The following is a 26,717-nucleotide window of genomic DNA, read 5'->3' as shown; positions in this document are numbered from 1 at the left end:
CTAAGGTGGAGGAGGATGCAGCAACCATATTGTCACAAAGCAAAAGAAGGTTAACAAGACTTAAGCTTCTGGCTAATTTTTTTGAACATATTGATATCATATCAATTTACATCAAAACAGATATTATCCACAATCTGTTTCAGGAAAATACAGCCTTAGATTACAATAAACTGGAGCTTTTCCACCTGCAGTATACCGACAGTCTCATTGAGCTGCTTACTAAAATTAAAAGGCAGAAAGAAAACGATATGCTGGCTGTCATTAATGAAATTGGCATCAACAAAAAATATATTGCAGGCTTTGAAGAAAGACGGGTAGATAGTTTTCAAACTGACAGGAAGATGTACAGCGGTGTATTTTCCCAACACTTGAAAGCTTTGTATAAAGATCTTACAGAAGATATTTTTACGATCAACTGGGATAATGTACTGTATTTCCATAAGAAATATGCTCAGGAATTTTACAGAACAGATGCAGATGAATCTCTGCTCAAGACTGGAGCTTTTCCGGCGTATCAGTATAAAGATTATTCCATTGAAAGGAAATTGCTGGGAAGATTGAATATACAGGGTTTTAAAGTCCGTTTTGTTTGTGGTTACCTCATCGGAATTCATGAATACGAGCTTTTCAAGATCTTTCAGTCTGATGATTATTTTATTTTCGATATTGATGATAAAAAGCTTTATCTTTTCGACAAGGAACTGGATAAGCTTGATGTCTCTGAAAATCAGTCCAATCAGAGTGCTATTATCGATCAGCTTAAAACAAAAAATGAACAGCTGGAAAATAGTATGAACGAAAGAAAACGCAACCTGCCCATAGAAGTAGAGGGCGTTTTGAAAGACTATATCAGAAACTTGGAAAATATAGATATCATGAGCAAAATATTCGCCTTTGATGAAGAAACAAATATTCTGCGTGCAATGCTTAATTTGAATTTGAATAACAACTAAACATAAAAAGATGGCTATCAACTTACAAAAAGGTCAGAGAATCAACCTTAAAAAAGAAAACGGAGCTGAACTATCCCAAGCCTGTGTAGGAATCAACTGGGGAGCAATTGAAAAAAAAGGCCTTTTCGGAACTAAAAAAGAAGCAGTAGACTTAGATGGAAGCTGTATTTTATATGATTCCAACAAAAATGTTACAGAGGTAATCTACTTTGGAAACCTGAAATCCAGAAACGGTTCAGTAAGACATAGCGGAGATGACCTTACAGGAGATGTAAACGGTGATGACGGATTAGATAATGAAGTAATCACAGTAGATTTCAGTAATCTTGAGCCTAATGTAGACCATGTTGCATTGGTTCTTAACAGCTATCAAGGGCAGGATTTCGGAACTATTCCTTTTGCTTCTATCCGTATTTATGAGGGAACTCCTACAAACGTAAAAGAAGTTTTTGCTAAATATGATATTGCAAATGATGCTTCTTTCAAAGGACACGTTGCCATGGTAATGGGAGTCTTTTATAGAAGAAACGGAGAATGGAAATTCAATGCTATCGGAGATCCTACAGCGGATAGAAAGCTTGAGCAGACAATCCAAACGGTACAGATGAATTATTTATAATCATTTATAAATCAGAAAAGTAAATAAAATAGCAATATTTGTACTCAGTACATCTATTGCTTTTATCATATAATAACATAACTCAAGTGGAACATCAAAGTATTTTAGAACTGCACCCTGGCTTGGTGTGGGGATTTGCGATAACAGTTGTTATCATGCTACTCCTGGACTTAGGAGTATTCAACAAAAAAAGTCATGAAGTATCTTCCAAGGAAGCTACCATTTGGTCTATCGTATGGATCTCACTTTCAATGGTATTCTCAGGAGTCGTGTATTGGGTTTTCAATACAGACGGAACCCCAGAGAGTCATGCATTGGCAATAGAGAAATTTACACAGTATCAGGCTGCCTACTGGATAGAGAAGGCTCTTTCTGTGGATAACCTCTTTGTATTTATCCTTGTCTTTGGGTTCTTTAAGGTTCCGAAATTTCTCCACCATAAGGTTCTTTTCTGGGGGATTATTGGAGCGTTGATCTTCAGAGCAATATTTATTTTTGCCGGAGTAGGACTTATCAACCTTACTTATCTTCCTGAAATGAATATCTTCGGAGAAGCCGTAAAAATTAATGTGGTAATGGCCTTATTTGGTTTATTTCTTGTGTATGCAGGAATCAAATCATGGGGTGACGGTGGCGATGATGAGGACGAAGACTACAGCAATACAGCCGGTGCTAGATTGATTAAAAGCTTCTGGAAAGTTTCAGATAACTATGATGGAGATAAATTCTTCACGATTCAGAACGGTATCAAAATGGCAACCCCTCTTTTGGTAGTAGTTGGTGTTATCGAGTTTACAGACGTTCTTTTTGCAGTAGATTCTATCCCTGCAATTTTTGCAATCTCAAATGACCCGTTCATCCTTTATACATCGAATATCTTTGCGATTTTAGGACTTAGATCATTGTATTTCCTATTGGCTAATTTTATTCACATGTTTAGCAAACTTCCATATGGTTTGGCTATTATCTTGTCATTCATTGGAGTTAAAATGCTTATTGCCCCTTGGATCCATATTTCATCACCTGTTTCTTTAGGAATTGTAGGAGGTGTATTGGTAATCTCGGTTCTTTTATCTATTATCTTCCCTGAAAAAGAAGAAGAGAAAAAAGAAGAATTGGAAGAAAAGTAATCCTATTATAAATAGATATATGACCTCTGGGCTTAATACCCGGAGGTTTTTTTATGCTCAAAATAAACAATATAATTATTTTTAAAATAAATAGACAAACCTATCTGTCTGTTTGATTTTTTCTTTACCTTTGTTCAACAAAATATAAAAAACATGAGATCTCCCAGAGAAAGAATCATAGAAACAACATTTGATTTATTTGCAAAGCAGGGATATAATTCCACAGGGATAAACCAGATTATTGCAGATGCAGGAGTGGCAAAAGCGAGTTTCTATCTGCATTTTAAATCGAAAGAGGACCTCTGTGTAGAATTTTTAAAAGTACGACATGAATATTGGTTCAATGAACTCAATAACTTTTTAGCAAAAGAAAAAGATCCAAAATCTAAAATCATCAAAGCTTTCGATTTTCTGATTTATATGAATGAAAGAGAAAATTTCAGAGGTTGCAGTTTTCTTAATATTTTATCAGAGATTCCTACAGATAACATTAAAATCCTAAATGTGATTCAATCTCACAAAGCTGATCTTAGAAATTATTTTTTAGAAATACTCAATGAAGATGTGCTTTCTGATCATATTTATATGCTTTTTGAAAGCAGCATCATAGAAAGCCAGCTTTTCAAATCCAACGAGTTGATAGAAAAGTCCAGAAAAATAATCACCAATTTAATACAATAAACAATGGAACAGAAACATCCGCTTCCTCCTTTTACCCTTGAAACGGCAAAGGAAAAGATCCAAATGGCAGAAGATGCCTGGAACAGTCAGAATCCTGAAAAGGTCTCGAAAGCATATACCATCAATAGTGAATGGAGAAACAGAGATATATTCGTTAATGGAAGAGAAGAGATTGTTAGTTTTCTTCAAAAAAAATGGGAAAAGGAACTTCATTATAAACTTAAAAAAGAATATTGGGCACACACGGATAATCGTATTGCCGTTCGCTTTGAATATGAATATCAAACCAAAGACGGAAACTGGTTCAGAGCCTACGGAAATGAAAACTGGGAGTTTGATGAAAACGGTTTGATGGCGAAAAGATACGCAAGTATCAATGATTTGGCTATCAGAGAAGAAGAAAGGAAATTTTGATTAAAAGACTGTTGTAATAGCAGTCTTTTTTTATGATGAAAATTCATTTTCTTGTTTTATATTTGTCAAAAAATTAGGTTAATAATTCTATATATAAACTAATAATCATCTGAATTTTTCTTTCATTAGAAAGAGGATTTGGATACAAAACTTAAATACAAATGAGAAAAAATCGATCAATCGAAAAAGTATTCTTACTTTTTTTACTTATGCCTTTTCTGGCTTTTTCCCAATGTTGGAAAGAAATCTCTACAGGAAGATGGAACTCTGTCGGCTTGAAAAATGACGGAAGTCTCTGGACCTGGGGAAATAATTGGTATGGACAATTGGGTGATGGAACTAATGTTCTTAAAACAAGCCCGATTCAGATAGGAAATGCTAACTGGAAAAGTATCATATCAACTCCTGCAGAAGATTATGTTCTGGCTATAAAATCTGATGATTCGCTCTGGGGATGGGGAAGTAATTTTATGGGAATACTCGTGAGTACGACCAATGAAAATATAACCAATCCTATAGAAATCGGGAGTGCTGCAAATTTAAAGAGTGTGGCTCCAGGGGTACATATTTTAACTATACGAACAGATGGAACGCTTTGGGCTAAGGGAAATAATACTTTTGGGCAGTTAGGTGATGGAACGCTGACAGACCAAAATAATTATATTCAAATAGGAACAGATATCAATTGGAAATCAGTTGCGGTCGGAGCATTTCACAGTATTGCACTTAAAACAGACGGAACACTTTGGGCTTGGGGTTTTAATGCTACAGGGCAATTAGGAGATGGTACTACAATTGGAAAAAAAATTCCAGTTCAGATAGGAACAGATACGAACTGGAAAAACATATCAGTTGGAGCTAATCATACTCTTGCGTTAAAAACAGACGGCACAATTTGGGCTTGGGGATACAATAACAGCGGAAAATTAGGTGATGGAACAAGTACAGACAAAATTGTACCTACCCAAATAGGAACTGCCTCCGATTGGACAACTGTTTTCGCTGCAGTCAATCATTCATTAGCTATAAAGAATAACGGAACACTTTGGGCCTGGGGAGATAATATGACAGCACAATTAGGTGATGGGACATATCTTACTAAAATGGCCCCTATACAAATAGGTACAGATAATAATTGGAAAAGTGTAGTTGGTGGTTATAATCATACACTTGCTTTAAAAACGGATGGCTCACTTTGGTCTTGGGGAGATAATACCGGAGGACAGCTTGGAAATGGTACCAATGCTGAAAAAATCATACCTACAGCCATTTCATGTCCTACATCTATGACATTGCACGTAGGAGAAAATAGTAAAAAAAATGAAGAAATAATATTATATCCAAATCCTGCAAAAACTTTATTCATGATAAAAAATATATCAGGAATAAAAAATGTGAAAATTTATAATGAAGAAGGACGGCTAATAGATTCTTATTCTGATACAAATGTCATTAATATACAAGCTTTACCACAAGCTATATATTGGGTGAAAATAGAAGATATTAAAGGAAATATAATTACTAGAAAACTGATGAAGACTGAAGGAAAGTAATTTTTTTAATATACAGATAAAAAAGGGATAGTATTTATATTGTCTCTTTTTCTATTTTTGAATTAATTAGATATCAAACTCTTGTATTTTTGCTTCATCTATTCTTAACTCATCCATCCTTATTTCCCATGCAGAAGCTTATTTATTTTTCGTCTTGTCTGCACAGATACCTTATATGCTTCATCACGAAGTTTCTGTATCTTTCCTACCGGTTGAAAAATAGCCTTACTTTCAAACGGATTAAACGAAAGAAGCTCATTACTACAGTCACGAGGATCCAGTAAAGAATCCTTATCTATTTTTACTTCACCGATTTTAATGAAAGGCGAATTTTTCCATTCCACATTCAATTTATTGATAGGTTGGTCTTTCAAATCATAACAAAGCTGAATCAACACATCAGCCGTGAAATTATTATCTCGGAAATAATTTTTTAAAGCCTTTTTTGTATTTTGTTTTTTACCAATGTTTTTATCTACAGACTTTGGGCTTAGTTTTATTTTCATCATATGATCTCCCAAGCGATAGGCACCCACAGAATGGTAATCAAATGAAAGTATAAAATCATTTTTTTTGCTGGCCAGCTTTAACCCGTTTTTAATAAAAGAACCCGTTAAAATAGATGGAACCACTTTGATTATTTGAGTAACCAGTGGAAATAAACTGCTCCATTTTTTAATATAAAAATGATTAACGGCAGTAAATAGTTTTAGAAAAGTGGAAACGGAATTAACAGGAAACAATGGAAAATTAACCAGCGGATAATTGGAAAGCAAATTATTATTCTCATCCCTGATTTGTACGGCAAATCCGTAGGCTGGAATATCCTTTTTTGAGTTTTTAACTTTCAATTGAGCATTAGAAAACCTTATGATCAGATCAAACTTTTCTTTATCAAAAAATGGATGTAACGATTCCGGAATTCCCGGATCTATCCAGAATATTCCCTTTGCTACTGCATAGGTCTTTGCATGAGCATTTCTGGTAGCATAATTAACATCACTTATAGAAGAGGATTGTTCAACAAAATCTGCAATCGATTTTTTATTGATCTCCAGAAGTATCTTTTCCTCTTCATTAAGTTCATCGAACTTCTTGTTATATTTTAGTGGATTTGGCATTTAGTTTTTAAATTCAATTATAACACCAAGTTTCGGAATCTGTGTTAAGAGATTATTACAATTATTTGAATTTTAATGAAAGAAGAACGGAAAATAATAAATTGGGCATACTATTAATGCCTTATCTTAAAGAAATTAATATTTAAGTCGTTGAATTATAGCACTTCCCATTTCTTGCTTCTTACTTCCGGTAACAAATCTTATCTTTGTAAAAAATTATAATATGGGAGTAGCAGATATGTTATTTAAACGTAAAAAAGAATTAGCAGAAAAAAACCTTAATGATGGTAAGGAATATATGGAAGAGTATGGTAAGAGAGAAAGCGTAGTACAATTACCTAGCGGCTTACAGTACGAAATCATTACTGAAGGTGACGGGGCAAAGCCAGGACCTAAATCTACAGTAAAATGCCATTATCATGGAACTACTATTTCAGGAAAGGTTTTCGACAGTTCTGTAAAAAGAGGAACACCGGCATCTTTTCCTTTAAACAGAGTAATTAGCGGATGGACAGAAGCTCTTCAGTTAATGTCTGTTGGAAGCAAGTGGAGATTAATCATTCCTCCGCACTTAGCTTACGGAGATCAGGAAATCAGCAAAGAAATAGGCCCAAACAGTACGCTTGTTTTTGAAGTTGAATTGCTAGGAATTAAATAATCCTACTTAAAAATAGATTAAAAATTTACCTGAATTCAGGTAAATTTTTTTATTTGTACTATATTCGTATTGATAAATTGTAATGCAGCAGATTGACGATTTTAAATAATTCCCCAACTGACACACAAAAATAGATTGAATGAAAAAACTTTTTTATCTTTTTATTGTTCTCGGTCTGCTTACTTCTTGTGTTTCCAAGAAGAATCAGATGATTCAGCAGAATATATTAACCCTTAAGGACAGCTATTGTAAGGCTCCCTTTAAATATAATTACAGTAATAGAGTACCATCCCACAATTCTGATTCTATTTTATTGGCCAATAAGGATTTGAAAGCCATGTTCTCTGACCAAAGTATTCTAATCCTGAACGCTCTGGATAATTTGGATGAGGTTCATGACATTATGGATCTTAAAAAAGATTCATCCTTAGCTTCCCAGGTTAAAGTCTTACAGTTAAAGACCAAGATAAATAGCAAAATCACTATTGCCCTTACAGAATTGGATGCAGTAGCCGCAGAATTTGACTGCGAGGGAGAGAGAGTAGCCCAAATAGGAAACTATGTAGACAATCTTAATTCTTCAAGAAATAATAAACTGATCTTATACTCCATCATTGCAGGAGCAGCAGCTTCCATAGCCGGTGGAATTGTAAAAGATGAGGGCTGGAGCAATGCCATTGATATCAGTGGAGGGGTACTTGGGGCAGGATTTGGTTTGGCAACACTTAATCCAAAAGGAAAAAAAGTAGAGTTCATTCATCAAAGAAACCTTTTGAGGGATATTTGGAGAGAAAAACTAGAATCTCCGAATTTCCCACCATTTATCTGGTATATGTATACAGAGAAGAAGTTTTCCAATAGAGAAGAACGCTCCATTATTGGAAATATGAAAGAAAGATGGCTTCATTATCAATTTGATGATGATAATAATAAGGCTGATCAGTCTGTTATTTTTAGTGATGGAGGCTATTACAGGGCAGATGATCTTCATAACAGGGCTGCAATGCTTAATCAGATGCAGTCTGCAACAAGAACCATCAATCAAAATATCAATTATTTACTGCTGGATTTGGATAAATTAATCCTTTAAGAAAAAATTAACTGTAATAATATTTGTTACAATTAAAAATTTGTTTACCTTTGCAATGTAATTACAATGAATAATACAAGATTTGCTACGGCAGTACATATAATGACCTTATTGGCGAAAAGTCCTCAGGAATGGCTCACTTCTGAATGGATTGCCGGTAGTATTAATGTAAACGCAGTTATTGTTCGTAAGGAGATCAGTGTATTGAGAGAAGCCGGAATGATTGTTAGCAGACAAGGAAAAGTAGGAGGAACTCAATTGGCAAAAGGTGCTGATGCAATTACTATTTCCGAGATTTATAGAGCCGTAAAGAATACAGAGGTTTTAGGAAAGAAAAATCAGAATCCTAATCCTGCCTGTAGCGTTGGAAAAGAAATTAATACTCATTTAAATACATTATTTGAAGAAACAGATCAATTGGTTATTAAATTTTTAGGAGATAAGTCATTGCAGGAATTCGCGGACCAGTTCGAATAAAATTTTTTAACTATAAATGTAACAATATTTATTACAATTTAATTTAAAAAATAAAACATTATGAAAAAAGTAGCAGTAATCGGTGCAACCGGATTTGTAGGATCACACATCGTAAAAGAATTATCACAAAGAGGATATGCCGTAGAAGCTTTAGTAAGAGATGCATCTAAGGTACAGACACAAGACAATGTAACAGCAAAAAGCGTTGATGTAAACAATGTAACAGAATTAGCAGATGCTTTGAAAGGAAGTGATGCTGTTATCAGTGCTTTCAATGCAGGATGGACTAACCCTAACCTTTACAATGATTTTCTGAACGGATCTGAAAACATCGAAAAAGCAGTAGAAACATCAGGAGTAAAAAGATTAATTGTAGTAGGAGGGGCAGGAAGCCTTTATACACCGGATAATGTACAGATTGTAGATACACCAGACTTCCCGGATGCTTACAAGCCTGGAGCAACTGCAGCAAGAGATTATTTAAATAAAATCAAAGAAAACAACACACTAGACTGGACTTTCTTCAGCCCTGCAGTGGAAATGAACCAAGCTAACGTAGGAGCAAGAACTGCACAATACAGAACTTCATTAGAAACACCGGTATTTGATGAAAACGGAAGAAGCCGTCTTTCAGTAGAAGATGTAGCGGTAGTTTTGGTTGATGAATTGGAACAGAACAACCACATTCGCGAACGTTTTACAGCAGCTTATTAATCTAAAAGAACAAAAATGTTAAAAAGAAAATTATTATCACTCATTGCTATTTTAGGGTTTATAAGCATATTTGCAGGTAACCTTAAGGTAAAAGTGTATAACCCCGGAACCAAGGCTATTTTTCCAATTACCTCTACCATTATTTATGGAGATAAAGATGCTATGCTTATTGACGCTCAGTTTCAGAAGCAATATGCAGAACAGCTGGTAAAAGAAATAAAAGCTACAGGAAAAAACCTGAAAACAGTCTTTATCTCTCATAGCGATCCTGATTTCTATTTTGGACTGGATGTGATTAAAAAAGCATTTCCAAACGTAAGAATCATTTCTACCGCACAAACAGCTTATCTTATTTCTGCTTCAAAGGATGATAAACTGGCTGTTTGGAAACCTCAATTGAAAGCAGATGCACCATCAGAAATTATTGTTCCGGAAGCAGTAACTGCCATTCCTGACCTTGAGGGAAATAAAATTGAGATTAAACAAAACTCTGATGATCCTGCACACAGCTTTCTTTGGATTCCATCTATCAAAACAGTGGCAGGAGGGATTTCAGTTTCTATAGACTCGCATCTTTGGATGGCAGATACTCAGAATGTAAAGGCGATTGACCAATGGATCGGGCAAATTGATGCAATGAAGACCTTGAAACCTGAACAGGTAGTTCCGTCGCACTTTGCAAAACAATCTCTGTCTCCGGCATCTTTAGATTTTGTAAAAAATTACCTTGAAAACTATAAGAAAGCTGTTACAGAAAATAAAACCTCATCTGCAATCGTAGATTTTATGGTTAAGCAATACCCGAATCTTCCTGGTAAAGATGAACTGGGAATGGGAGCTAAAGTATTTCTGGGAGAGATGGATTGGGATTTAAAATCACCTTACCCTGCAATTGGTAAAAAAGTAGAAGTTGATTTTGGAGCTGTAAAATTCCTTTTGGATTTTAAAGATAACAAAACAATGACATTTACCGGAACAGCAGGAAGTTCAAAAGATAGTACAGATACAGTAGAATATACAGCAGTAGAAGTTGCAAAGAATGTGTTTATGGTATATTGGCATGAACCTCACTTAGGCTTCAATGTTACCCATATTGAAGATTACAACAAGAATATAGTATATTCTAGTATTGCAGGTCCTGATGGAACATTTACCCATCCGAAAGGAACACTCAAGATTCTAAAATAAAAAATATTTTAACATACAATCTGCAAGAGAATAAAATAGGCTGTCTTAAAAATGAGACAGCCTATTTTATTTTATAGATTCATAAACAATTTCGGATTCACCGGAGTATTGTTCTTATGTACTTCATAATGGAGATGAGGGCCCGTAGAGCGACCAGAATTTCCGGATTTTGCAATCACCTGACCTACTTTTACCTTATCATTTACTTTAGAAACAAGTTGTGATAAATGTCCGTAAAGAGTAGCTAACCCATTTCCATGGGAAACAATTACACAATTTCCGTAACCTCCTTTTTGTCCTGAGAAAATGATTGTTCCGGCAGCAGCAGCTCTTACATCAGAGCCAAAAGCTACAGCAATATCCAGTCCTTTATGGAACTGCATCTGATCTGCTTCAGCAGGTGGATTATTTTTTTCAACTGGAGCAGCCTTGGAAGTTGTAGTACCAGCAACCGCCTTTACGGTAGAGCTAGAAGTGCTGGAAGCAGAAGCAACTGGAGCCGCTTTGGGAGTTACCATTACCTTTACCTCTCTTTTATTTCCATAGCTGTCGGTAAGCTCAACAATTTTTTCAACAGGTTCAGCTTTTACTTCCGGTTTAGGAGCCGCTGGAGCCGCCGTCTTTGTTTCCGTTGCAGTACCTGTTTTTACAGAGGCATAAACCGTTCGGAATGGGATAGGATTTTTTCTTACTCCAAAATTAGAGGAAATGTATCCATCTGTTGGCATTCCCAAAGGAACCTGCATTAGTTTTTTCTGTAGATCCATCAGATACTGGCTGTATCGGTTGGCTTGTTTGGAAAGATAAATAGAATTGGCAATACTGTCCTGATCAAGCATCATTAGCTTTTCATTCGAGATGTCCTTAGATTTAAGGAAAGAATTAAGTTGAGCAACAGTTTCATCTACCAGTGTAAGATCTGTCTTCATCTTTAGATAATCTACACTGTCTTTTTCAGTGTTTATTTTTACAAGGTTTACTTCATAATTTTTGTCATCCCTTTCAGAGAAGAGCTTTGCAATAAAGATCCCTTGTGCAAAAACTACTAGTAAAAGTCCTCCCAGGAGAATGTTTACGTTCTTCTTGCTGCTTAGAAATTTTTTCATATTTCTTTTCTTAGAATTATTTAAAACGGTTTTGAAGCTGCAAATTTAATTAAAAATAAGTTTTGTGGGTTATTATTAACTAAAATTCAGTTTTTTCTGTATCTAACGTTGAATTAGATATTTAATTGTGTTGAGACGTTATTTTTTTCAGAAAGTGGTTTTTTCATGGCTTTAGGCACATCATTAAATCTTTGTTTAATATATTTGCAGTTCACAATCCAATTATGGCTAAAAAGAAAACAAATTCAGAATCTTCGAATCCAAAAAAGACTAAAAAGGACATTTCTGTAGGGGTAGTAGGAAGCGGAAGTTTTGCAACTGCTATCGTAAAAATGCTTGTTGAAAACTGTAAAGTAGTGCATTGGTGCGTAAGAAGTGAGTTCGTAAAAGGAGCAATTGAACTTCGTGGACATAATCCCACTTACCTTACTGCTGCTACTTTTAATCTTAAAAGTTTAAAGCTGACAACGGATATCAATGAATTGGTTTCTGCCTGCGATGTTATTGTTTTGGCAACACCATCCATCTACCTGTCCGATACAATGGATAAAATGACCTGTGATTATTCTGATAAAATCTTTATTTCAGCAATTAAAGGAATTATTCCTAAAGTGAATGATGTGGTTGCACATTATCTGCGTGATGAATTTAAAATCGGTTTCAGAAATCAGGCTGTTATTGCCGGTCCATGTCATGCAGAAGAAGTAGCTATGGAAAGACTTTCATACCTTACAATTGCTACTGTGGAAGATGAAGTTGCAGAAAAACTGGAAGGAGTCTTCAGTTCAGATTTTATTAAAGTACAAACCAGTAAAGATATTCTGGGAAATGAATATAGTGCCATTCTTAAAAATATTTTTGCAATTGGAGCAGGAATAGCAAGTGGATTAGGGTATGGAGATAACTTTACAGCAGTTTTTGTGTCTAATGCAATCCGTGAAATGGAGACGTTCCTGGAAGCCATCTATGAAGCACCAAGAGATGTGAATGAAAGTGCATATTTAGGAGACCTTTTAGTGACAGCCTACTCACTGTTCTCAAGAAATAGAAACCTTGGGAACCTCATCGGAAAAGGATATACTGTAAAATCTGCAATCCAGTCGATGAATATGGTGGCAGAAGGATATTATGCTGCAGATTCAATCTACAAAACAGCAAAACAAAAGAACCTTAAATTACCAATTATTGATACCGTTTATGCTATTCTTTATGAGGGAAAAAGTGCTGAAAAGCAATTTAAAAAACTGACTGCGAAATTGAATTAAAAAAAATAAGGTTTTAATCACTAAAACCTTATTTTCAAAATATTGTAAATCTAAACTTAAGCGCTTAGTGCTTAAGTTTTTTTTATTGGCTCATTTTAGTAATCAGAAGCGCTAAAGATGACCTTACATTAAGGTTGCTGGCTGTAAACCCGTTTCCTGTATCAAATTCAAATTTTTGTTTGATGGTTGTAGGAGCTGTTAGTTTTATAAAATAACTTCCCTGGAAAAAAGTAAAAGAACTTGATAACTGGCACATTCTATTGACTTCTGTGATTGTTGTTCCGGTTACTGCATTAGTAAGATAGGATCTTGTACACGTAAAGTTTTGAGAAAGATACTGTGTATTGGCCGTCCCATTATTGTTATTCGCATTGCTGGAATCTACAGAATAACGAATAATGTATGTACCAGCCGGTAATGTAATGGTAGAAGTATCTGTTCCCAGTGAAGCTCCGGTAATTTTATTGGATGCTACAGTGAAACTGGTTAAAGTATTATTGGTGCTTCCGGTAGGAATCAGAACGCCAGAATTAATAATCAGCGACATGTTTTGTGGTTCAGAACCGGAAAGGATAATACGTTGCCATCGATCTCTGATCCATATATAATAACCTTTAGGAAAGGCAGAAGCCCCTCCGCTGTTATAAATAATAAGTCCGTCTGTAGGATTGGAAATCGGAGATGAGGTACTGTTAAGGACTATAAGATCATACTGAGGAAAAAGAACCCCTTTATTTGACGAATTGATGTCCAAAACACTACTCGCATTGGGTGTGTTTGTATTGATGCCTACCTGTGCGTATGTATTTGTACAGAAAAGTAGGATAAAGATACAAGCAGTATAAATAGATGTTTTCATTTTACAATTAATTATTGGTTAAGTGCTGATCTTTGGATGTCAATCTTTGCATTGGTAATAATAATCTCCCCATTATTGGGAGTAGTACCGCCTGCTCCCGATTGATAAGTGCCTCCTGCATCATGAGCAATGGCAGGCATTAAAATAATGGGAGTGGCTGAAGTGGCTACAAAAGAAAAGCTTAAATTTAAAGTATGTGTTTTATTACTGGCTATCGATTGTGCATTGATGCTAATCGTTTTTCCATACTGATTTCCGTTTGACGGATCTATGAGCTTTACTAAATATTGGTGCAGATGAACAGGTGTTCCTCCAATTCCTGCCGTTGTACTTTCAATAGCTGTTTGTATGTTTAAACATACATTGACAAGATAGCCGCTATTGCCCGGAAGAGTAATGATTCCATTAGAACTGTTGTATAAAGCGCCAATATCATTAGACACTACGGTAAAAGCAGCATCATTGAAATTTTTGTACGTTCCGTTGGCAAAACCTCCTAATATATTATAATCGGTAGTTCTCTGAAGCATCATGTAACTTACAAGGTTGTAAGTGTCAGACAGTTGGGTCCATCGGTTGTTTTTCCAAATATAGAAACCAGGGCTGATTGAATTTCCCTTATTGTATACTACGAGTCCTTCGGCAGGATTATTTACCGGAGAAGTATTGCTCAATATATCTACAATGTCGACCCTTGGAAGAAGAACTCCCTTATTCGTAGCTTGGGATACTTCCAAAACAGCTGAGCTATTAACAGTAGTTTTCCCAATAGCAACCTGTGCATATATTACTTGCGCTATGATTAATAATAGCAGGATATAACTTTTTTTCATACGTTCCATGTTTTTATAGTTGGGATATTTTAATATAAGATCCTGTAGGAATTACATTCACTAGGTCATAGAAAGTACTGTTTTGCATTCTTCCTAATCGTAGTCTTAGGCCTCCTATAATATTCGCGTTGGCATTGGCGGGTACACTATAATAATATGACCATGTTGCCAGGTGATTGGTACTCACTTTGGAAACAATAGGGACTTCTTTTCTTGTATTAGCACCCCCGGTAAATGTATTAGTCGTGTTGTTATATGTATCGTTGGTGAAATCTATAAAATATCCCATCAGATAATATGTACTGCCTGTAAGAGGAGCGGTTCCTCCTTGTCCTGAAGGAATTTCCTGAGGAGAATTTAGATTAAGATTTACCTCTACCAGGTAATTTCCTTGTGGAAGTACTAAAGAATACCCTCCTGAAGTAGTATTCTGAACCACTTTGAAGCCATTAATGTTGGATACACCAGAGATTAAAGGCTGATTAACCATAAGTTGGGCATTGGTCCCTGCTACAGCATTATCCAATACAGATAATGATCCTGTAAAATCCAGATACGCTACCTTGGGAGTATTTTCTGCATCAATGGTACTTTGCCATTGATTAGGAGTAGTGGCAGTACTAAAAATATGCAGTGCCTTATTGTTGCTGTTGCTGCCTCCGTTAAATCCAATAAGACCATTGGCAGGTGAAGCCACTGGAGAGGTAGTGCTCGTCAGATTAGCGATGTTAAGATTGGGAAATAATAAGCCTTTATTTCCTCCTGAGATGGTTATGGCCGGAGCTGTAGTATATCCGCTTCCGCCAGTATTGATGGTAACGCCAGTTACAGATCCATTTGTAAGGGTTGCTGTAGCACGGGCCTTAGAGCCTCCGTTTACTATTGATCCGCCTCCATAAAAATTGATGGTTGGAGGAGCTGTATAGCCACTTCCTCCGTTGGTGATGGTAACACCGGTTACAGCACCTCCTGATATAGTAGCGGTAGCGGTAGCCGGAACTCCATTAAAGTTCTCAATATGCAGAATTGCACTGGGGTCCGGTGTGGACGTGTTGATTCCTACATTTCCGCTTTGGGCTAATGCCAGGGTAGCGAAAAATGTACTAACGAAGTTAATAATTTTCATCTTTACTATGTTTATAAGATAATTTTAATTAAATACCTAGTGGAATATGTATTAAATCAATTGAAAGGTACGTAAAAAAAACAACTGTTTTATGATTTTAATGTAGAATTATGTCTACAAAATTGATTATTTTTCAATAAAAAGTGATATTTAATAAGTAATATGTAATGTTTTTTCACTTGTTGTTGATAAAATATATTAACGTAAATGGTTATGGTTAAAGTATTTATTATGATAAACTTAAATAAACTTAATTTTTCATAAAATTCAGAATTTAGAAATAAAGTTTAATTATTTACCATTTAGTGAATTAAATTAAGATTGATTTTTAATTTTTTTTTAATAATACCATATGCGATCAATCATTTCAATGATGTTTTATTGAAAATTTCGATGGTTTTTTGTTGTGTACTAAAGAAGTGTTTTTGTTGGAAAAAATAACGTGTTAAAATCGTTAAACGCGTTCCTCTTTTTAAAACTTTTCCCGAAATTTGAAGTAAAATTTAAAATTATGTCACAATCGCTTACAAGCAGAACACCGAAACCTAAATACGACGTTGTACTGATAGGGGGCGGAATCATGAGTGCAACGCTAGCTACACTGCTCCATGAATTTGATCCAAATCTTGAAATTGCCATCTTCGAAAGACTAGGAAGATTTGCCAAGGAAAGTACAGCAGCATGGAACAACGCCGGAACAGGGCACTCCGCATTTTGTGAGCTAAATTATACACCTGAAAAACCTGACGGAAGTATTGATATTAAGAAAGCAGAAAGTATCGCAGAACAGTTTGAAATTTCAAAACAGTTTTGGGCTTATTTACTAAATAAGGGTTATATTCAGGATCCAAAAGATTTTATAAACTCTTGCCCACACATGAGCTTGGTATTTGGAGAAAAAGATGCTGAATATCTTAAAAAACGTCATGATAAAATGTCTGAATCTGTCCTTTTCTCAGGAATGGAATTTTCTTCAGATCATGAGAAACTAAGAGAATGGATTCCTTTGGTGATGAGCAAAAGAAACAAGTCTGAAATAATGGCTGCTACTAAAATGGACATGGGAACGGATGTGAATTTCGGGACATTGACCAGAAAAATGGGCAGACACCTTCTTGAGGATTCTAATGTTGAGGTTTTCCTATACCATGAAGTGAAAGATATTGATCCAAAAGAAAATGGAAAATGGGAAATGAAAGTGAAAGACCGAATTAATAATCACAAGCAAGAGGTTACCGCTGACTTTGTATTCATTGGAGCTGGAGGATATGCACTTCAGCTATTGGATAGCTCAGATATTAAGGAAAGTGAAGGATATGGAGGTTTTCCTGTTTCAGGACAGTGGTTGGTAACTCATAATCAGGAATTGGTAGAGAAGCATCAGGCTAAAGTATATACACAGGCAACAGTGGATGCTCCGCCAATGTCAGTTCCACACCTTGACCTTAGAATCATTGATGGTAAAAAAGCACTTCTTTTCGGACCTTTTGCAGGGTTTTCTACAAAATTCCTGAAAGAAGGAAGTTATCTTGATTTACCTGAAAGTGTGAACACCAAAAACCTAAAATCCTTGTTTGGTGCATGGTGGCATAATATTCCTCTGACTAAATACCTTATCCAGCAGGTTGCGATGACGAAATCTCAAAGAATGCAGCATTTGAGAGAATTTATCAAGGATGCCAATGAAAATGACTGGGAATTGAAAGTAGCAGGACAGAGAGTTCAGGTCATCAAAAAAGATGAAAAAGACGGAGGTAAGCTGGAGTTTGGAACTGAAGTAGTTGTTAACAAAAGTGGGACTATTGCTTCTTTATTGGGTGCTTCACCGGGTGCTTCAACAGCTGTATATGCAATGCTGGATGTTCTTGAAAAATGTTTCCCTGAGAAACTGAATGGAGAATGGAAAGACAAGCTGCTTGAAATGGTTCCATCATATGGACAAAAGTTGGCAGAAAATCCTGAACTTACTGAAAAGGTGAGAAATTATACAAAAGAAAAACTAGAATTAGAATACTAACAACAGTAATGAGCAATGGATAGATATACTTATTCATTGCTTATTATTTATTACTTATAAAAAGGTGGAAGAAGTCATTATTAAACCGGTTATTGCAAAGGAACTCCTGGAATCTCTTCAGGCCAAAACAGAAGAAGAGAAACAGGTGATTGTACACTGTTGTTTTCCGGCATCACCATTTTTAGGAAACCTGATCAGGATTTGGCATTCAACCTATCTTTTTGATAATCAGTCTGAGCATAGAAGTAAAATGATTCATGCGGAGAATATTTCAATTTCTCCTTATTGGACACCGGTTCCGTTTATGAAAGATTTTTGGTTTACCCTTATATTTTCAGGACTTCCGAAAGATTGTAAAAGTTTTGATCTAAAGGAAGTTATTCCTGAAGAAGGCGGTTTTTTTGTAGAGTCTATTAAAAGAAATTCCTCCGACGTCTATCGTGTAAAAATATCAGAATCTTATTAAATCATGAAAATAAGAGAAGAAAAGCTGGAGCAGATCATCCAATGGGCCGAGAAGAATCCGGATATTCGTGCTGTTCTTCTGACAAGTTCATTGGTCAACCCGTATGCTCCTGTGGATAACTTCAGTGATCTTGATGTGGAGCTGGTTTTTGAGAACAGAAATGGCTACGAAGTTAATAATGAATGGATCCGTCTTTTTGGAGAACCCATTTCTATGATAGAAGAAAATGATACGGTCTTTGATGGAAAACACGCCATGAAAATGGTATTGTATAAAGACCATGTAAAGGTTGATTTTAAGCTTTATCAGGTATCAGAATTTTGTGATGAAGTTAAAGAAGAGGTACTTCCGACAGATTGGGATCTTGGATATAAAGTTTTGGTTGATAAAGATGGTTTAACTAAAGATTTGAAGGCTCCAACGTATCAAACTATCATGATTCATAAACCTACGGAACAAGATTTTAAGCAATTGTTTAATGATTTTTGGTGGGATACAACCTATGTAGCAAAATGCCTTAAACGGGGCGATATTTTTTATGCTAAATTCATGTCTGAGAATATTTTACGGACAGATTATTTGGTTCCTTTAATTGAATGGTATATTTCAAGTTCCCATGGCTGGAATAATATCACCACCAATAAACATGGGAGATTGTTCAAAAAATATCTTTCTACCGACATGTGGAATAGGGTAAAGGCCACTTTTTCAGGAAGTGATATTGAAGAAAATTGGCAGGCTCTGTTTGCTTGTGCAGATCTTGTGCATGAGCTAGGAACTGATTTAGCTGAGAAACTTAATTTTACATATCCTGCCCAACTTGAAATGGATATCCGAAACTATCTTACTGAAGTAAAAACAATGCCCTAGCTCTAGGCAAATTCATTCTGTTTAATCAGATTTTCAATGCAATATTCTGCAATGGCTGTAATGGTTACGAATGGATTAACTCCAATTGTTCCAGGAATAAGTGAGCCATCCAAAACATACAGATGGTCATGATCCTTTAGTTTTCCAAATTCATTGGTAGCTTCACCCAATACACATCCGCCAAGTGGATGATAGCAGATATCCGCTCCAAAGCCATTGTTGAACAGAAAATGACTTCTGGTGCCACCATTGGCCTTATTCATTTTTCTGACAAAGTATTTGGCATTTTCCCTCATTTTAACCGTGTTACTTTCATCCCAATTCAATTTCAGCATTTGGTTGGCTTTATCATAGGCTACTTCTCCTTTTTTATCTACTCTGTTAATTAACAAATATAAAGCTGTTGCAACATCCATTCCCATTGGTAAAGGAGCAATTTCTGTGAAAAAAGGATGCTCCTTATCTTCCCAGTTATCAATTCCGCCCACAGGAATTGTAGATTGTTTTGATCCTGTTCCTCCGGATAATGGTTTTACCCAGTTTCTTCCGGTCATGAAATTACCATTGTTGCCCCAGTTTTTTCCTATTTTCTCATGAATCGGAAGATTATTTATAGCGTTGGACCGTAGAAGAAGTTGTAAGGTTCCCATGGTTCCTGCCGAAAGAATCAATTTTTTACAATGAAAAATTTTATCAGTGATTACATTTCCGGAGGTGTCAATTTGCTGAGCATTTAATGTATAGCTTTTATCATTATTAAGTTTAATATGATCCACTTTATGGAGGTCGAGAATTTCAAGGTTTCCGGTTTCCAGAGCTTTTTTAAGGTAAGTTTTGTCTAAACTGTTTTTGCCATGGTTATTCCCATAGATTACTTCTGTATTCAGGGCTGATCGGGGAACTTCATTACGGAATTCTTTTTCCATATACTTAAAATCATATACATTAGGAACCCGCATTGTTTTAAAACCTGCTTTATGTGCCTCTTCTTCGCCTACTCTTGTAAACTTGTAATAAGGACAGTCTTTTAAGAATTGTTCATCAATGACATTCACCTTGAGTTCTTCCCGTACCAAAGGAAAATAATGGTTGTAAAATCTTTCAGTATCCAGATTGGGAAAAACTTCTTTAAAGTAATCTTCTTTAGGAGTTACGGCCATTCCTCCATTTACCAATGAACCTCCACCAACACCTCTTCCAACCCAGATATTGATGTTATCGAAGTCCAGACGGTCAAGTGTTCCGGTAAAAGGGGTTAAAGAGAAGATATTCATGAAAGGAGCAATGGTTTTCTTTTTCAACCAAGCTGAGCTTTTTCCGGGTTTTAAAAGATTAGAAAACGGAATTCCTGCTTTCTCCCAGTTAAGGCCCATTTCCAATAAGACAACCTTTTTTCCGGCTTCACAAAGTCGTAAAGCAGAAACAGCGCCTCCATATCCGCTTCCAACAATAATGATGGGAGCTTCTACCATTTCTTTTATGGCATTGGTTCTTCGTTCAGCCGCCTGAAAAAGATCAGATTGAAGAAAATAAAAACCGGAAATTGCCAGTACGGTTGTCTTAATGAATTCCTTTCTGTTCATGGGCTTTGGTTCTCAAAAAGTATGCTAGATCAAAAGGAATATATTTTATTTAAAACAGATTATGCTTTTTTATTACAATTTTAACTTTTCATACCCTGAAAAATTCATAGTTTTACTTATAATTTTAAAGTTCATGAAAAAATATATATTGATCTTCTTTCTTCTTCCTTTATTGACTTTTTCTCAAAAAATGGTCTCACAGGAAATAATGGATGTTAAGAAATTTCAGAAAGATCTTGATACTGAATATCTGGATTCTAAGACTACACCTTTACGTGGGGATAATTTTACAAACTTTAAAGGACATCCTTTCTTTCCATTTGAGATGAAATACAGGGTGACTGCAAAATTTGTTAAAACAAAAAGAGCCAAGCCTTTTGAGTTGCCTACTTCTTCAGGTAAAACAAAATCTTATAAAGAGTATGGAAAAGCAACCTTTGAATTGGATGGGAAACCTTATACTTTGACTTTATATCAAAGTCTGGACCTTATTAAACAGGAGAAATATAAAGATTATCTTTTTCTTCCATTTAGAGATGCTACTAATGAAAAGGAAACCTATGGTGGTGGAAAATATATGGATCTGAAAATACCGAAAGGAAATACTATTCTTTTAGATTTTAATCAGTCCTATCAACCGTATTGTGCTTATAATGCTTATGATTATAACTGTCCCATTGTTCCGGAAGAGAATAAACTTCCTGTAGAAATACGTGCCGGAGTAATGTATGAAGATATTTATCATCACTAGTTATGATCAGGTTAGAATTCTTTAAGCAGGAAGACCTTTCAAAGGTTAGTTATAGCTTAGATGAGAATCAGTTACGTTTTACAGCAACAGCAGAACAGGCCTTGCAGAATATTGAAAAAAGGGATGATAATGATGCATTTCCTATTACCATTTTGGAGGATGAAATTCCTGTAGGGTTTTTTGTTCTTGATTTTGGCAAAGATAAATTTGAGCTTACAGATAACAAGAATGCCGTTCTGATAAGGTCTTTATCTGTGAATCCTGAAATGCAGGGAAAAGGAATGGGAAAGCAGGCTATGATGCAGGTGGATGACTTTATAAGGCATCATTTTAAGGATTGTAATGAGATTGTCTTGGCTGTCAACGAGAAAAATGAATTAGCCTATCATATCTACCTTACAGTTGGATATATTTATGAAGGAAAAAACAGAATTGGAAGAAGCGGACCTCAATATCTGATGTATAAAAAAGTTTAATAAAAAATAATCAGGTTAGAGTTCACCTTTAAACTATTCAAATATCTGTTGTATAACTTCTAAAGAGGTGGGATTTTTAAAGTCAGAGATATGATAATGGTAATATATCAAAAGACTATCGAGAAAATCTTTTCTTAGAGAAGAATGAATTTTTGTTGCATAAAGGTTCTCAGTACAGAGTACATTTTTCCATATCGCAGAAATTTCTTCACCAAACAGTTGGTGAGTAGGAGCCATGGAAAAGGTTCCGGTTTCCGGATCTAAAAAATTACCTTCATTGATTAAAGGAGCCACACCCTGAATTTTTAATATCATCATTAAAAAAAGCAAATGTGACTGGTAGTTTTTATTTTCCAGCTCTTCAATGAATCTTTCTATGCTAAGAAAAATAGTTGGGTTTTTATTTTCAAGCTTAAGGATTTGGTTTAGAAAATCTGAAATAAAGAATATAACGGTGTTTGCTCTTATATCCGAATCAACATCACAGTTTTTTACCAGTTCAAATTTTGAAATAGAATGTATCCCATTTCCTCTTACAGGATTGATTGAAAAAGTAAGTTTATTCAATGGCTGCAGGAGGGCTTTCTTTTTATTTCTTTTAGAATATATTCCTTTCAGAAAATAAGTCTGAAAACCATCCTCTTCTGTAAAACAATGCAGTACCGCATCATTTTCTCCATATTTGATAAATGATAGTAAAAAACCGTTTTGTGAATTCATTAATTAACCACTCCTATTTTAGCTGTAGCTTTATCAGAGCCGTCCTCATTGGTCATCAATACAAAGTAAATTCCGGAAGCAACTCTGGTTCCTTTATGGTTATTAAGATCCCATTCATAATATCCTCCTCGTGCCACAGCTGAGTGTACTACATTTCCTGCAGCATCAGTGATTCTTATGTTTGTTTTTTCTGCTAAACCTTTAATAGTAACTTTTCCTTTGAAATTAGAGTAAACAACAGGGTTAGGATAAACCACAACATCCCCGAAATTAGCATTTACATCAGAAACATCACTCTGATAGGTGACAATACCTTGATAGGTCACAAAATATACTTTACCAGTCTTCTTATCTACTTTTATATCTGTAACACTATTGGTTGGTAGGGGAGAGTTTTCTCTTGTAAAGTGTTTGATGGTTTTTTGACCATCAGAAGATAGATAATAAACACCACCTCCTTCTACGGAAACCCATTTGTAATCTCCGCCATCTACTTCAACCTGTAAAATGTGAGAATCTCTAAAAAGTTCTTCACCAAGGCCATTTTGCTCTATTATTATAGGATTAACCTGAGGAGCCGGGGTTTTTATTTCTGAGGCTGCGTTAGATAATATCCTTAAGCCACTATCTGTACCAATCCATGCATCACCGGATTTATCAATGGCTACAGATACTGTTCCATTAGAATTTCCAGCAAATCCGTTTGATTCTTTTAAGATATAATCATTGTCGTCAGAAATATTAAGAGCATCCTTATAATCGCATACCCAAAAGGCATTAGCTCTTGATAGAGGAATCCATAACATATTTTCGTAAACGATCGGTTTCTGTATTCCTAGAGTTTTGAAAGAAAGTTCCTTAGTGATAAAATCATCTTTAGCTTTGTCATACATGGCTAGAACTGGGGCGCCATTTTCACCATAGGCAATAGATACAAAAATATTGCTTTTAGAGTCGGTTGTAATACCCACAGCACGTCTGTAATATGGAGTAGCCTGCAGGTTATAGTATTTTACAAAGTCAAAGTCCTTATTTCCCGCATTGTACTTCATTTTATAAACTCCCTGTCCAAACATGGTATAATTTGTGAAAAATATCTCATTATTATCAAAAGGACTTATTACAGCATCTAGTACATTTATATTTCCTAATTTATTAAAATAAGATGAGTAAAGCCATTCTGTACCATTGAAATAGTAGAATCCTGGTTTTTGAGGAATTTCTACTGGGAAATTATATCTATCAGCTCTTGCTCCACTGGATACAAGAAGTTGATTATTGTCGTAAAGATTTATCTTATGTGCAAAATTGAAATTAGGGCCTGATGGTTTGTAGGTTGTATTACCCTCGTCTTTTATTCCGGATAACGTAGTTCCTCCAAATATTTTTCCGTTGGCGATAATAGATGTATTACACTTTTCACCAAAATCTATAGCGTTAGAGTAGGTTCCATTGATCCCAAAGGTATATACCCTGCTATCAGTAACTACAATACTGTTAGAGTTTACTACCACATCATTGATGTTTCCAAAGCTGGTAGGAAGCTGCATGGGGGTACCATTGTTATAGATGAAAGCTGCGGTAGCCGATGAAAATACTAATTCAGATTCAGAATCAATATGTCTAAATGCTCCGGGAATTTCTGTAGTCCAGGTAGAAAATACAGGAAAAGTCGTATTCAGTTCATGGCTTTTTAAACCTGTATTTGTTACAGAGTATACCTTGTTTCCAAATATGGTTGCTTCGTTACTTGCTTCGTAAACACCTGCAGTTAAGAAAAATGATGAGTCACCAAATTCTTTCTTCTTTATATTGAATATAGAAACCCCATAACCTACTGAAATAACAGCCTGATCCCCTGTAATAGAGATATGGTTGATTTTTTTGTTCCCATTATAGCCAGCGGCAATAGGAATGTCAACAATATATTTGATGTCATTTGGAGTAATAACATCCATAGAGCCATTTTCATAGCCAATAACTCCTATCTTACTTTTTGGATCATAATCAAATGCGGTGATTCCCACATTATGCAGACCATTGACTTTAGATAACTTCGTAATCTCTCCTGTTGATATTGTATAATAGAAGATCCCGTTTTCTGTCGCAGCTATTATTTTTCCATTGTCTTCCTTCATGGCTAAGACATTATTATAGGAAAAGAGATCTGCCCATTTTTTTGATGAAATGACCTGAGCTTTTGTAAACTGCAGGGATGCTAAAATACCAAGAGAAATTAAAGAGAGTTTTTTCATATTATGCTATTATGCTACTGTCAATTGCCTGATTATTCCAGGAGATATGCTTTATGTTTTTGTTTGTATCAAAATAAAAATCAATTCTACCCAAAAGAAGACCTGCCCAGCCTACCTGATTAACAAGTACATTTTTGCCCTGTCTGTTGGTGAACGTTTGAGGTTCCGGTAGAAATGTATGCGTGTGGCCCCCTAAGATAATATCAATATTTTCTGTACTGGCTGCTAAAATTTTATCACTTATCTTACTAGGTTCATCCTTATAATCATACCCAATGTGCGAAAGACAAATGACAAGATCACATTTCTGTTCATTTTTCAAAAAGTTTGAATAATGCTGTGCTACATCAATTGGATTAGAATAAACCGTTTCACCGTATTGTTTCTTACCCACAAGGCCATCCAATTGAATTCCAACACCGAATATTCCTACTTTGATTCCATTTTTGTTGAAAATCTTATAAGGAGAAGTTTTTCCGTCCAAAATAGTATTTTTAAAATCATAATTGGAACAGATAAAAGGAAATTGTGCATTAGGAAGAACCTTTAAAAATCCATCAAGACCATTGTCAAAATCATGATTTCCCATAGTAGAAGCATCATACTTCATCATGGACATTAATTTGAATTCCAGTTCCCCACCAAAGAAATTAAAATAAGGAGTTCCCTGGAAAATATCTCCTGAATCAAGAAGTAAAACATTGCTTTCCTGATTTCTGATTTGCTGAATTAAGCTTGCTCTCCTTGCAAAACCTCCCTGATTGGGATTCTTTGTATAACTTGCATCAAAAGGTTCTATTCTGCTATGTTGGTCATTCGTGTGAAGAATGGTCAGTTTATTGGTGGATTTTAAGTCAAGAATGTTTAATTCTTCCGCCATCATCATATTGGGAGCTAAAGCCATTGCTAAAGATCCACCACCTATTGCTTTTAAAAAACTTTTTCTATCCATTACTTTTTACCGATAAAATTTAAACGAACATCTGTAGCAGGAACTATTTCAGGATTTTTTTTGAAATATTCAATATATAGATCTCTAAGTTTCACTCCTGTTGGGATTGCTTCTCCTTTCCCAAAGAATTTCATATTATCACCTCCCAGAGCAAGATAGTCTGAAGTAGCAATATAGTAGTCTTTGTTCGGATCTATTGTTTTTCCGTTAACTAAAGATTGGGTTAACTGTCCGTTTTTTGTTTCAATATATAAGTGAGAAACAGGGTTGTTTACCTGTGTTTTTGCATAATATTCAAAAAGTCCGGGTAAATCCGCACCTTTCATTTTCACAATAATCAATTCATTTTCAAAAGGCATTACTTCAAAAACATTTTTCAGCATAATGTCACCTTTCCCAATAGTAGTACGAATTCCTCCGATATTGATTAAAGCTGCATCTACATTTTGCTTAAGATTAGCCTTTGTCCATTGATCTCCTCCTTCCAAAGTATAATCAGCTAAAAGATTTCCTAGATTGCTGTTATCTCCCTGTTTTGTAAGATCTACATTGGTATGAGAGATCTTCTGGTTCATTTCTTTATCCAGTTTTTGCTTATAGGGTTCAATAAACTTTACAAACTCCTCATCATTTTTTAGCTCATTATTAATAGAAATATTTTTCTGGGGCTTTACATTCGCAAGCTGCGATGTAGACGCTGTTTTGCATGCAGTAAGCGTTGCCAGAGCAATTCCTAGTAACAAGAATTTATTTTTCATAATATCTTTTAGTATATGCAAATATAACTATATGTATAATAAAACATTATTATTTATTATAAATTCTTAGTGTAAATGATTA

27 protein-coding genes are annotated in these 26,717 nt (G+C 35.2%); 17 read left to right on the top strand and 10 right to left on the bottom strand.

All coding sequences use genetic code 11. The annotated features are described in order from the left end of the window. The first annotated feature begins 5 nt into the window (after positions 1–5). From C1638_RS16930 to C1638_RS16905, 6 genes are all read left to right on the top strand, one after another. Positions 6–953, top strand: coding sequence for a hypothetical protein (locus C1638_RS16930; RefSeq protein WP_109622930.1), 948 nt, complete (start codon positions 6–8; stop codon positions 951–953). A 10-nt stretch (positions 954–963) separates the two neighbouring features. After that, a complete protein-coding gene (locus tag C1638_RS16925; protein WP_109622928.1) occupies positions 964–1,572 on the top strand; it encodes a TerD family protein in 609 nt (202 codons plus the stop codon). 86 nt (positions 1,573–1,658) lie between these two features. Then, on the top strand, positions 1,659–2,702 hold the full coding sequence (locus C1638_RS16920) for a TerC/Alx family metal homeostasis membrane protein (protein WP_109623265.1): 1,044 nt from the start codon (positions 1,659–1,661) through the stop codon (positions 2,700–2,702). A gap of 153 nt (positions 2,703–2,855) precedes the next feature. After that, the gene (locus tag C1638_RS16915) at positions 2,856–3,383 is read left to right on the top strand and encodes a TetR/AcrR family transcriptional regulator (protein WP_109622925.1); all 528 of its coding nucleotides are present in this window, start codon (positions 2,856–2,858) and stop codon (positions 3,381–3,383) included. A gap of 3 nt (positions 3,384–3,386) precedes the next feature. Continuing rightward, positions 3,387–3,797: a nuclear transport factor 2 family protein gene (locus C1638_RS16910; protein WP_109622923.1), complete on the top strand. Its 411-nt coding sequence runs from the start codon at positions 3,387–3,389 to the stop codon at positions 3,795–3,797. 161 nt (positions 3,798–3,958) lie between these two features. Then, entirely contained in the window at positions 3,959–5,350 is a 1,392-nt protein-coding gene (locus C1638_RS16905; RefSeq protein WP_109622920.1) for an RCC1 domain-containing protein, read from the top strand. A 119-nt stretch (positions 5,351–5,469) separates the two neighbouring features. Here the strand turns inward: C1638_RS16905 and C1638_RS16900 are convergent, their stop codons facing one another. Continuing rightward, positions 5,470–6,471 carry a catalase family protein gene (locus C1638_RS16900; protein ID WP_109622919.1) on the bottom strand — a complete coding sequence of 334 codons (1,002 nt, stop codon included), beginning with the start codon at positions 6,469–6,471 and terminating at the stop codon, positions 5,470–5,472. Positions 6,472–6,694: 223 nt separating this feature from the next. Between C1638_RS16900 and bamJ the strand changes: the two genes are divergently transcribed. From bamJ to C1638_RS16875, 5 genes are all read left to right on the top strand, one after another. Then, positions 6,695–7,129, top strand: a complete 435-nt coding sequence (gene bamJ / locus C1638_RS16895) for a BamJ family beta-barrel-assembly machinery protein (RefSeq protein WP_076356317.1) — start codon at positions 6,695–6,697, stop codon at positions 7,127–7,129. 139 nt (positions 7,130–7,268) lie between these two features. Then, positions 7,269–8,219: a hypothetical protein gene (locus C1638_RS16890; RefSeq protein WP_109622917.1), complete on the top strand. Its 951-nt coding sequence runs from the start codon at positions 7,269–7,271 to the stop codon at positions 8,217–8,219. 66 nt (positions 8,220–8,285) lie between these two features. After that, positions 8,286–8,696, top strand: coding sequence for an Rrf2 family transcriptional regulator (locus C1638_RS16885; protein WP_109622915.1), 411 nt, complete (start codon positions 8,286–8,288; stop codon positions 8,694–8,696). Between the two features lie 60 nt (positions 8,697–8,756). Then, positions 8,757–9,410: an NAD(P)-dependent oxidoreductase gene (locus C1638_RS16880; protein WP_109622912.1), complete on the top strand. Its 654-nt coding sequence runs from the start codon at positions 8,757–8,759 to the stop codon at positions 9,408–9,410. A gap of 15 nt (positions 9,411–9,425) precedes the next feature. Next, positions 9,426–10,598, top strand: a complete 1,173-nt coding sequence (locus C1638_RS16875) for an MBL fold metallo-hydrolase (protein WP_109622910.1) — start codon at positions 9,426–9,428, stop codon at positions 10,596–10,598. A 71-nt stretch (positions 10,599–10,669) separates the two neighbouring features. Here the strand turns inward: C1638_RS16875 and C1638_RS16870 are convergent, their stop codons facing one another. Then, positions 10,670–11,704 (bottom strand): M23 family metallopeptidase, encoded by a 1,035-nt coding sequence (locus C1638_RS16870; RefSeq protein ID WP_109622908.1) that lies wholly within the window; start codon positions 11,702–11,704, stop codon positions 10,670–10,672. Positions 11,705–11,928: 224 nt separating this feature from the next. Between C1638_RS16870 and C1638_RS16865 the strand changes: the two genes are divergently transcribed. Next, positions 11,929–12,969, top strand: coding sequence for an NAD(P)H-dependent glycerol-3-phosphate dehydrogenase (locus C1638_RS16865; RefSeq protein WP_109622906.1), 1,041 nt, complete (start codon positions 11,929–11,931; stop codon positions 12,967–12,969). An 82-nt stretch (positions 12,970–13,051) separates the two neighbouring features. Here the strand turns inward: C1638_RS16865 and C1638_RS16860 are convergent, their stop codons facing one another. From C1638_RS16860 to C1638_RS16850, 3 genes are read right to left on the bottom strand one after another with little or no spacing between them, the layout of a single operon-like run. Continuing rightward, entirely contained in the window at positions 13,052–13,828 is a 777-nt protein-coding gene (locus C1638_RS16860) for a phage tail-like protein (protein ID WP_109622904.1), read from the bottom strand. Positions 13,829–13,839: 11 nt separating this feature from the next. Further along, a complete protein-coding gene (locus C1638_RS16855; RefSeq protein ID WP_123838391.1) occupies positions 13,840–14,661 on the bottom strand; it encodes a phage tail-like protein in 822 nt (273 codons plus the stop codon). 13 nt (positions 14,662–14,674) lie between these two features. Further along, positions 14,675–15,787, bottom strand: coding sequence for a hypothetical protein (locus C1638_RS16850; protein WP_109622901.1), 1,113 nt, complete (start codon positions 15,785–15,787; stop codon positions 14,675–14,677). A 511-nt stretch (positions 15,788–16,298) separates the two neighbouring features. Between C1638_RS16850 and mqo the strand changes: the two genes are divergently transcribed. The 3 genes from mqo (at position 16,299) to C1638_RS16835 (ending at position 19,140) form a co-directional block, all read left to right on the top strand. Beyond that, on the top strand, positions 16,299–17,804 hold the full coding sequence (gene mqo / locus C1638_RS16845) for a malate dehydrogenase (quinone) (protein ID WP_109622899.1): 1,506 nt from the start codon (positions 16,299–16,301) through the stop codon (positions 17,802–17,804). A gap of 64 nt (positions 17,805–17,868) precedes the next feature. Further along, positions 17,869–18,270, top strand: a complete 402-nt coding sequence (locus C1638_RS16840) for a hypothetical protein (RefSeq protein ID WP_109622897.1) — start codon at positions 17,869–17,871, stop codon at positions 18,268–18,270. 3 nt (positions 18,271–18,273) lie between these two features. Continuing rightward, entirely contained in the window at positions 18,274–19,140 is an 867-nt protein-coding gene (locus C1638_RS16835; RefSeq protein WP_109622895.1) for an AadS family aminoglycoside 6-adenylyltransferase, read from the top strand. A 2-nt stretch (positions 19,141–19,142) separates the two neighbouring features. Here the strand turns inward: C1638_RS16835 and C1638_RS16830 are convergent, their stop codons facing one another. Next, positions 19,143–20,723 (bottom strand): GMC family oxidoreductase N-terminal domain-containing protein, encoded by a 1,581-nt coding sequence (locus tag C1638_RS16830; RefSeq protein ID WP_109622893.1) that lies wholly within the window; start codon positions 20,721–20,723, stop codon positions 19,143–19,145. A 133-nt stretch (positions 20,724–20,856) separates the two neighbouring features. Here C1638_RS16830 and C1638_RS16825 point away from each other — a divergent pair, with 133 nt between their 5' ends. Together C1638_RS16825 and C1638_RS16820 are read left to right on the top strand one after the other, a co-directional pair. Next, positions 20,857–21,474 carry a DUF1684 domain-containing protein gene (locus C1638_RS16825; protein ID WP_109622891.1) on the top strand — a complete coding sequence of 206 codons (618 nt, stop codon included), beginning with the start codon at positions 20,857–20,859 and terminating at the stop codon, positions 21,472–21,474. A 2-nt stretch (positions 21,475–21,476) separates the two neighbouring features. Beyond that, positions 21,477–21,950 carry a GNAT family N-acetyltransferase gene (locus tag C1638_RS16820; RefSeq protein WP_109622889.1) on the top strand — a complete coding sequence of 158 codons (474 nt, stop codon included), beginning with the start codon at positions 21,477–21,479 and terminating at the stop codon, positions 21,948–21,950. Between the two features lie 33 nt (positions 21,951–21,983). Here C1638_RS16820 and recO read toward each other — a convergent pair whose 3' ends face one another. Genes recO through C1638_RS16800 form a run of 4 tightly spaced genes read right to left on the bottom strand, consistent with a single transcriptional unit; the run spans position 21,984 to position 26,635 of the window. After that, entirely contained in the window at positions 21,984–22,670 is a 687-nt protein-coding gene (gene recO / locus C1638_RS16815) for a DNA repair protein RecO (protein ID WP_109622887.1), read from the bottom strand. After that, positions 22,670–24,925, bottom strand: a complete 2,256-nt coding sequence (gene porZ, locus C1638_RS16810) for a type IX secretion system anionic LPS delivery protein PorZ (protein ID WP_185140441.1) — start codon at positions 24,923–24,925, stop codon at positions 22,670–22,672. The genes recO and porZ overlap by 1 nt, the downstream gene beginning before the upstream one ends. Position 24,926: 1 nt before the next feature. Beyond that, positions 24,927–25,877, bottom strand: coding sequence for a bifunctional metallophosphatase/5'-nucleotidase (locus tag C1638_RS16805; protein WP_109622885.1), 951 nt, complete (start codon positions 25,875–25,877; stop codon positions 24,927–24,929). Beyond that, the gene (locus C1638_RS16800; RefSeq protein ID WP_109622883.1) at positions 25,877–26,635 is read right to left on the bottom strand and encodes a 5'-nucleotidase C-terminal domain-containing protein; all 759 of its coding nucleotides are present in this window, start codon (positions 26,633–26,635) and stop codon (positions 25,877–25,879) included. The genes C1638_RS16805 and C1638_RS16800 overlap by 1 nt, the downstream gene beginning before the upstream one ends. Positions 26,636–26,717: the final 82 nt, after the last annotated feature.

It is taken from the genome of Chryseobacterium oncorhynchi (assembly GCF_002899895.1).
GTDB lineage: Bacteria > Bacteroidota > Bacteroidia > Flavobacteriales > Weeksellaceae > Chryseobacterium > Chryseobacterium oncorhynchi.
Note: the sequence above shows the minus strand (reverse complement) of the source record. Positions and strands in the feature narration are given on the sequence as shown.

Coding starts and splice junctions, on each gene's coding strand:
- C1638_RS16925 (WP_109622928.1), top strand. CDS start 964: ATGGCTATCAACTTACAAAAAGGTCAGAGAATCAACCTTAAAAAAGAA.
- C1638_RS16915 (WP_109622925.1), top strand. CDS start 2,856: ATGAGATCTCCCAGAGAAAGAATCATAGAAACAACATTTGATTTATTT.
- C1638_RS16910 (WP_109622923.1), top strand. CDS start 3,387: ATGGAACAGAAACATCCGCTTCCTCCTTTTACCCTTGAAACGGCAAAG.
- C1638_RS16905 (WP_109622920.1), top strand. CDS start 3,959: ATGAGAAAAAATCGATCAATCGAAAAAGTATTCTTACTTTTTTTACTT.
- C1638_RS16900 (WP_109622919.1), bottom strand. CDS start 6,471: ATGCCAAATCCACTAAAATATAACAAGAAGTTCGATGAACTTAATGAA.
- bamJ (WP_076356317.1), top strand. CDS start 6,695: ATGGGAGTAGCAGATATGTTATTTAAACGTAAAAAAGAATTAGCAGAA.
- C1638_RS16890 (WP_109622917.1), top strand. CDS start 7,269: ATGAAAAAACTTTTTTATCTTTTTATTGTTCTCGGTCTGCTTACTTCT.
- C1638_RS16885 (WP_109622915.1), top strand. CDS start 8,286: ATGAATAATACAAGATTTGCTACGGCAGTACATATAATGACCTTATTG.
- C1638_RS16880 (WP_109622912.1), top strand. CDS start 8,757: ATGAAAAAAGTAGCAGTAATCGGTGCAACCGGATTTGTAGGATCACAC.
- C1638_RS16875 (WP_109622910.1), top strand. CDS start 9,426: ATGTTAAAAAGAAAATTATTATCACTCATTGCTATTTTAGGGTTTATA.
- C1638_RS16870 (WP_109622908.1), bottom strand. CDS start 11,704: ATGAAAAAATTTCTAAGCAGCAAGAAGAACGTAAACATTCTCCTGGGA.
- C1638_RS16865 (WP_109622906.1), top strand. CDS start 11,929: ATGGCTAAAAAGAAAACAAATTCAGAATCTTCGAATCCAAAAAAGACT.
- C1638_RS16860 (WP_109622904.1), bottom strand. CDS start 13,828: ATGAAAACATCTATTTATACTGCTTGTATCTTTATCCTACTTTTCTGT.
- C1638_RS16855 (WP_123838391.1), bottom strand. CDS start 14,661: ATGAAAAAAAGTTATATCCTGCTATTATTAATCATAGCGCAAGTAATA.
- C1638_RS16850 (WP_109622901.1), bottom strand. CDS start 15,787: ATGAAAATTATTAACTTCGTTAGTACATTTTTCGCTACCCTGGCATTA.
- mqo (WP_109622899.1), top strand. CDS start 16,299: ATGTCACAATCGCTTACAAGCAGAACACCGAAACCTAAATACGACGTT.
- C1638_RS16835 (WP_109622895.1), top strand. CDS start 18,274: ATGAAAATAAGAGAAGAAAAGCTGGAGCAGATCATCCAATGGGCCGAG.
- C1638_RS16830 (WP_109622893.1), bottom strand. CDS start 20,723: ATGAACAGAAAGGAATTCATTAAGACAACCGTACTGGCAATTTCCGGT.
- C1638_RS16825 (WP_109622891.1), top strand. CDS start 20,857: ATGAAAAAATATATATTGATCTTCTTTCTTCTTCCTTTATTGACTTTT.
- C1638_RS16820 (WP_109622889.1), top strand. CDS start 21,477: ATGATCAGGTTAGAATTCTTTAAGCAGGAAGACCTTTCAAAGGTTAGT.
- recO (WP_109622887.1), bottom strand. CDS start 22,670: ATGAATTCACAAAACGGTTTTTTACTATCATTTATCAAATATGGAGAA.
- porZ (WP_185140441.1), bottom strand. CDS start 24,925: ATGAAAAAACTCTCTTTAATTTCTCTTGGTATTTTAGCATCCCTGCAG.
- C1638_RS16805 (WP_109622885.1), bottom strand. CDS start 25,877: ATGGATAGAAAAAGTTTTTTAAAAGCAATAGGTGGTGGATCTTTAGCA.
- C1638_RS16800 (WP_109622883.1), bottom strand. CDS start 26,635: ATGAAAAATAAATTCTTGTTACTAGGAATTGCTCTGGCAACGCTTACT.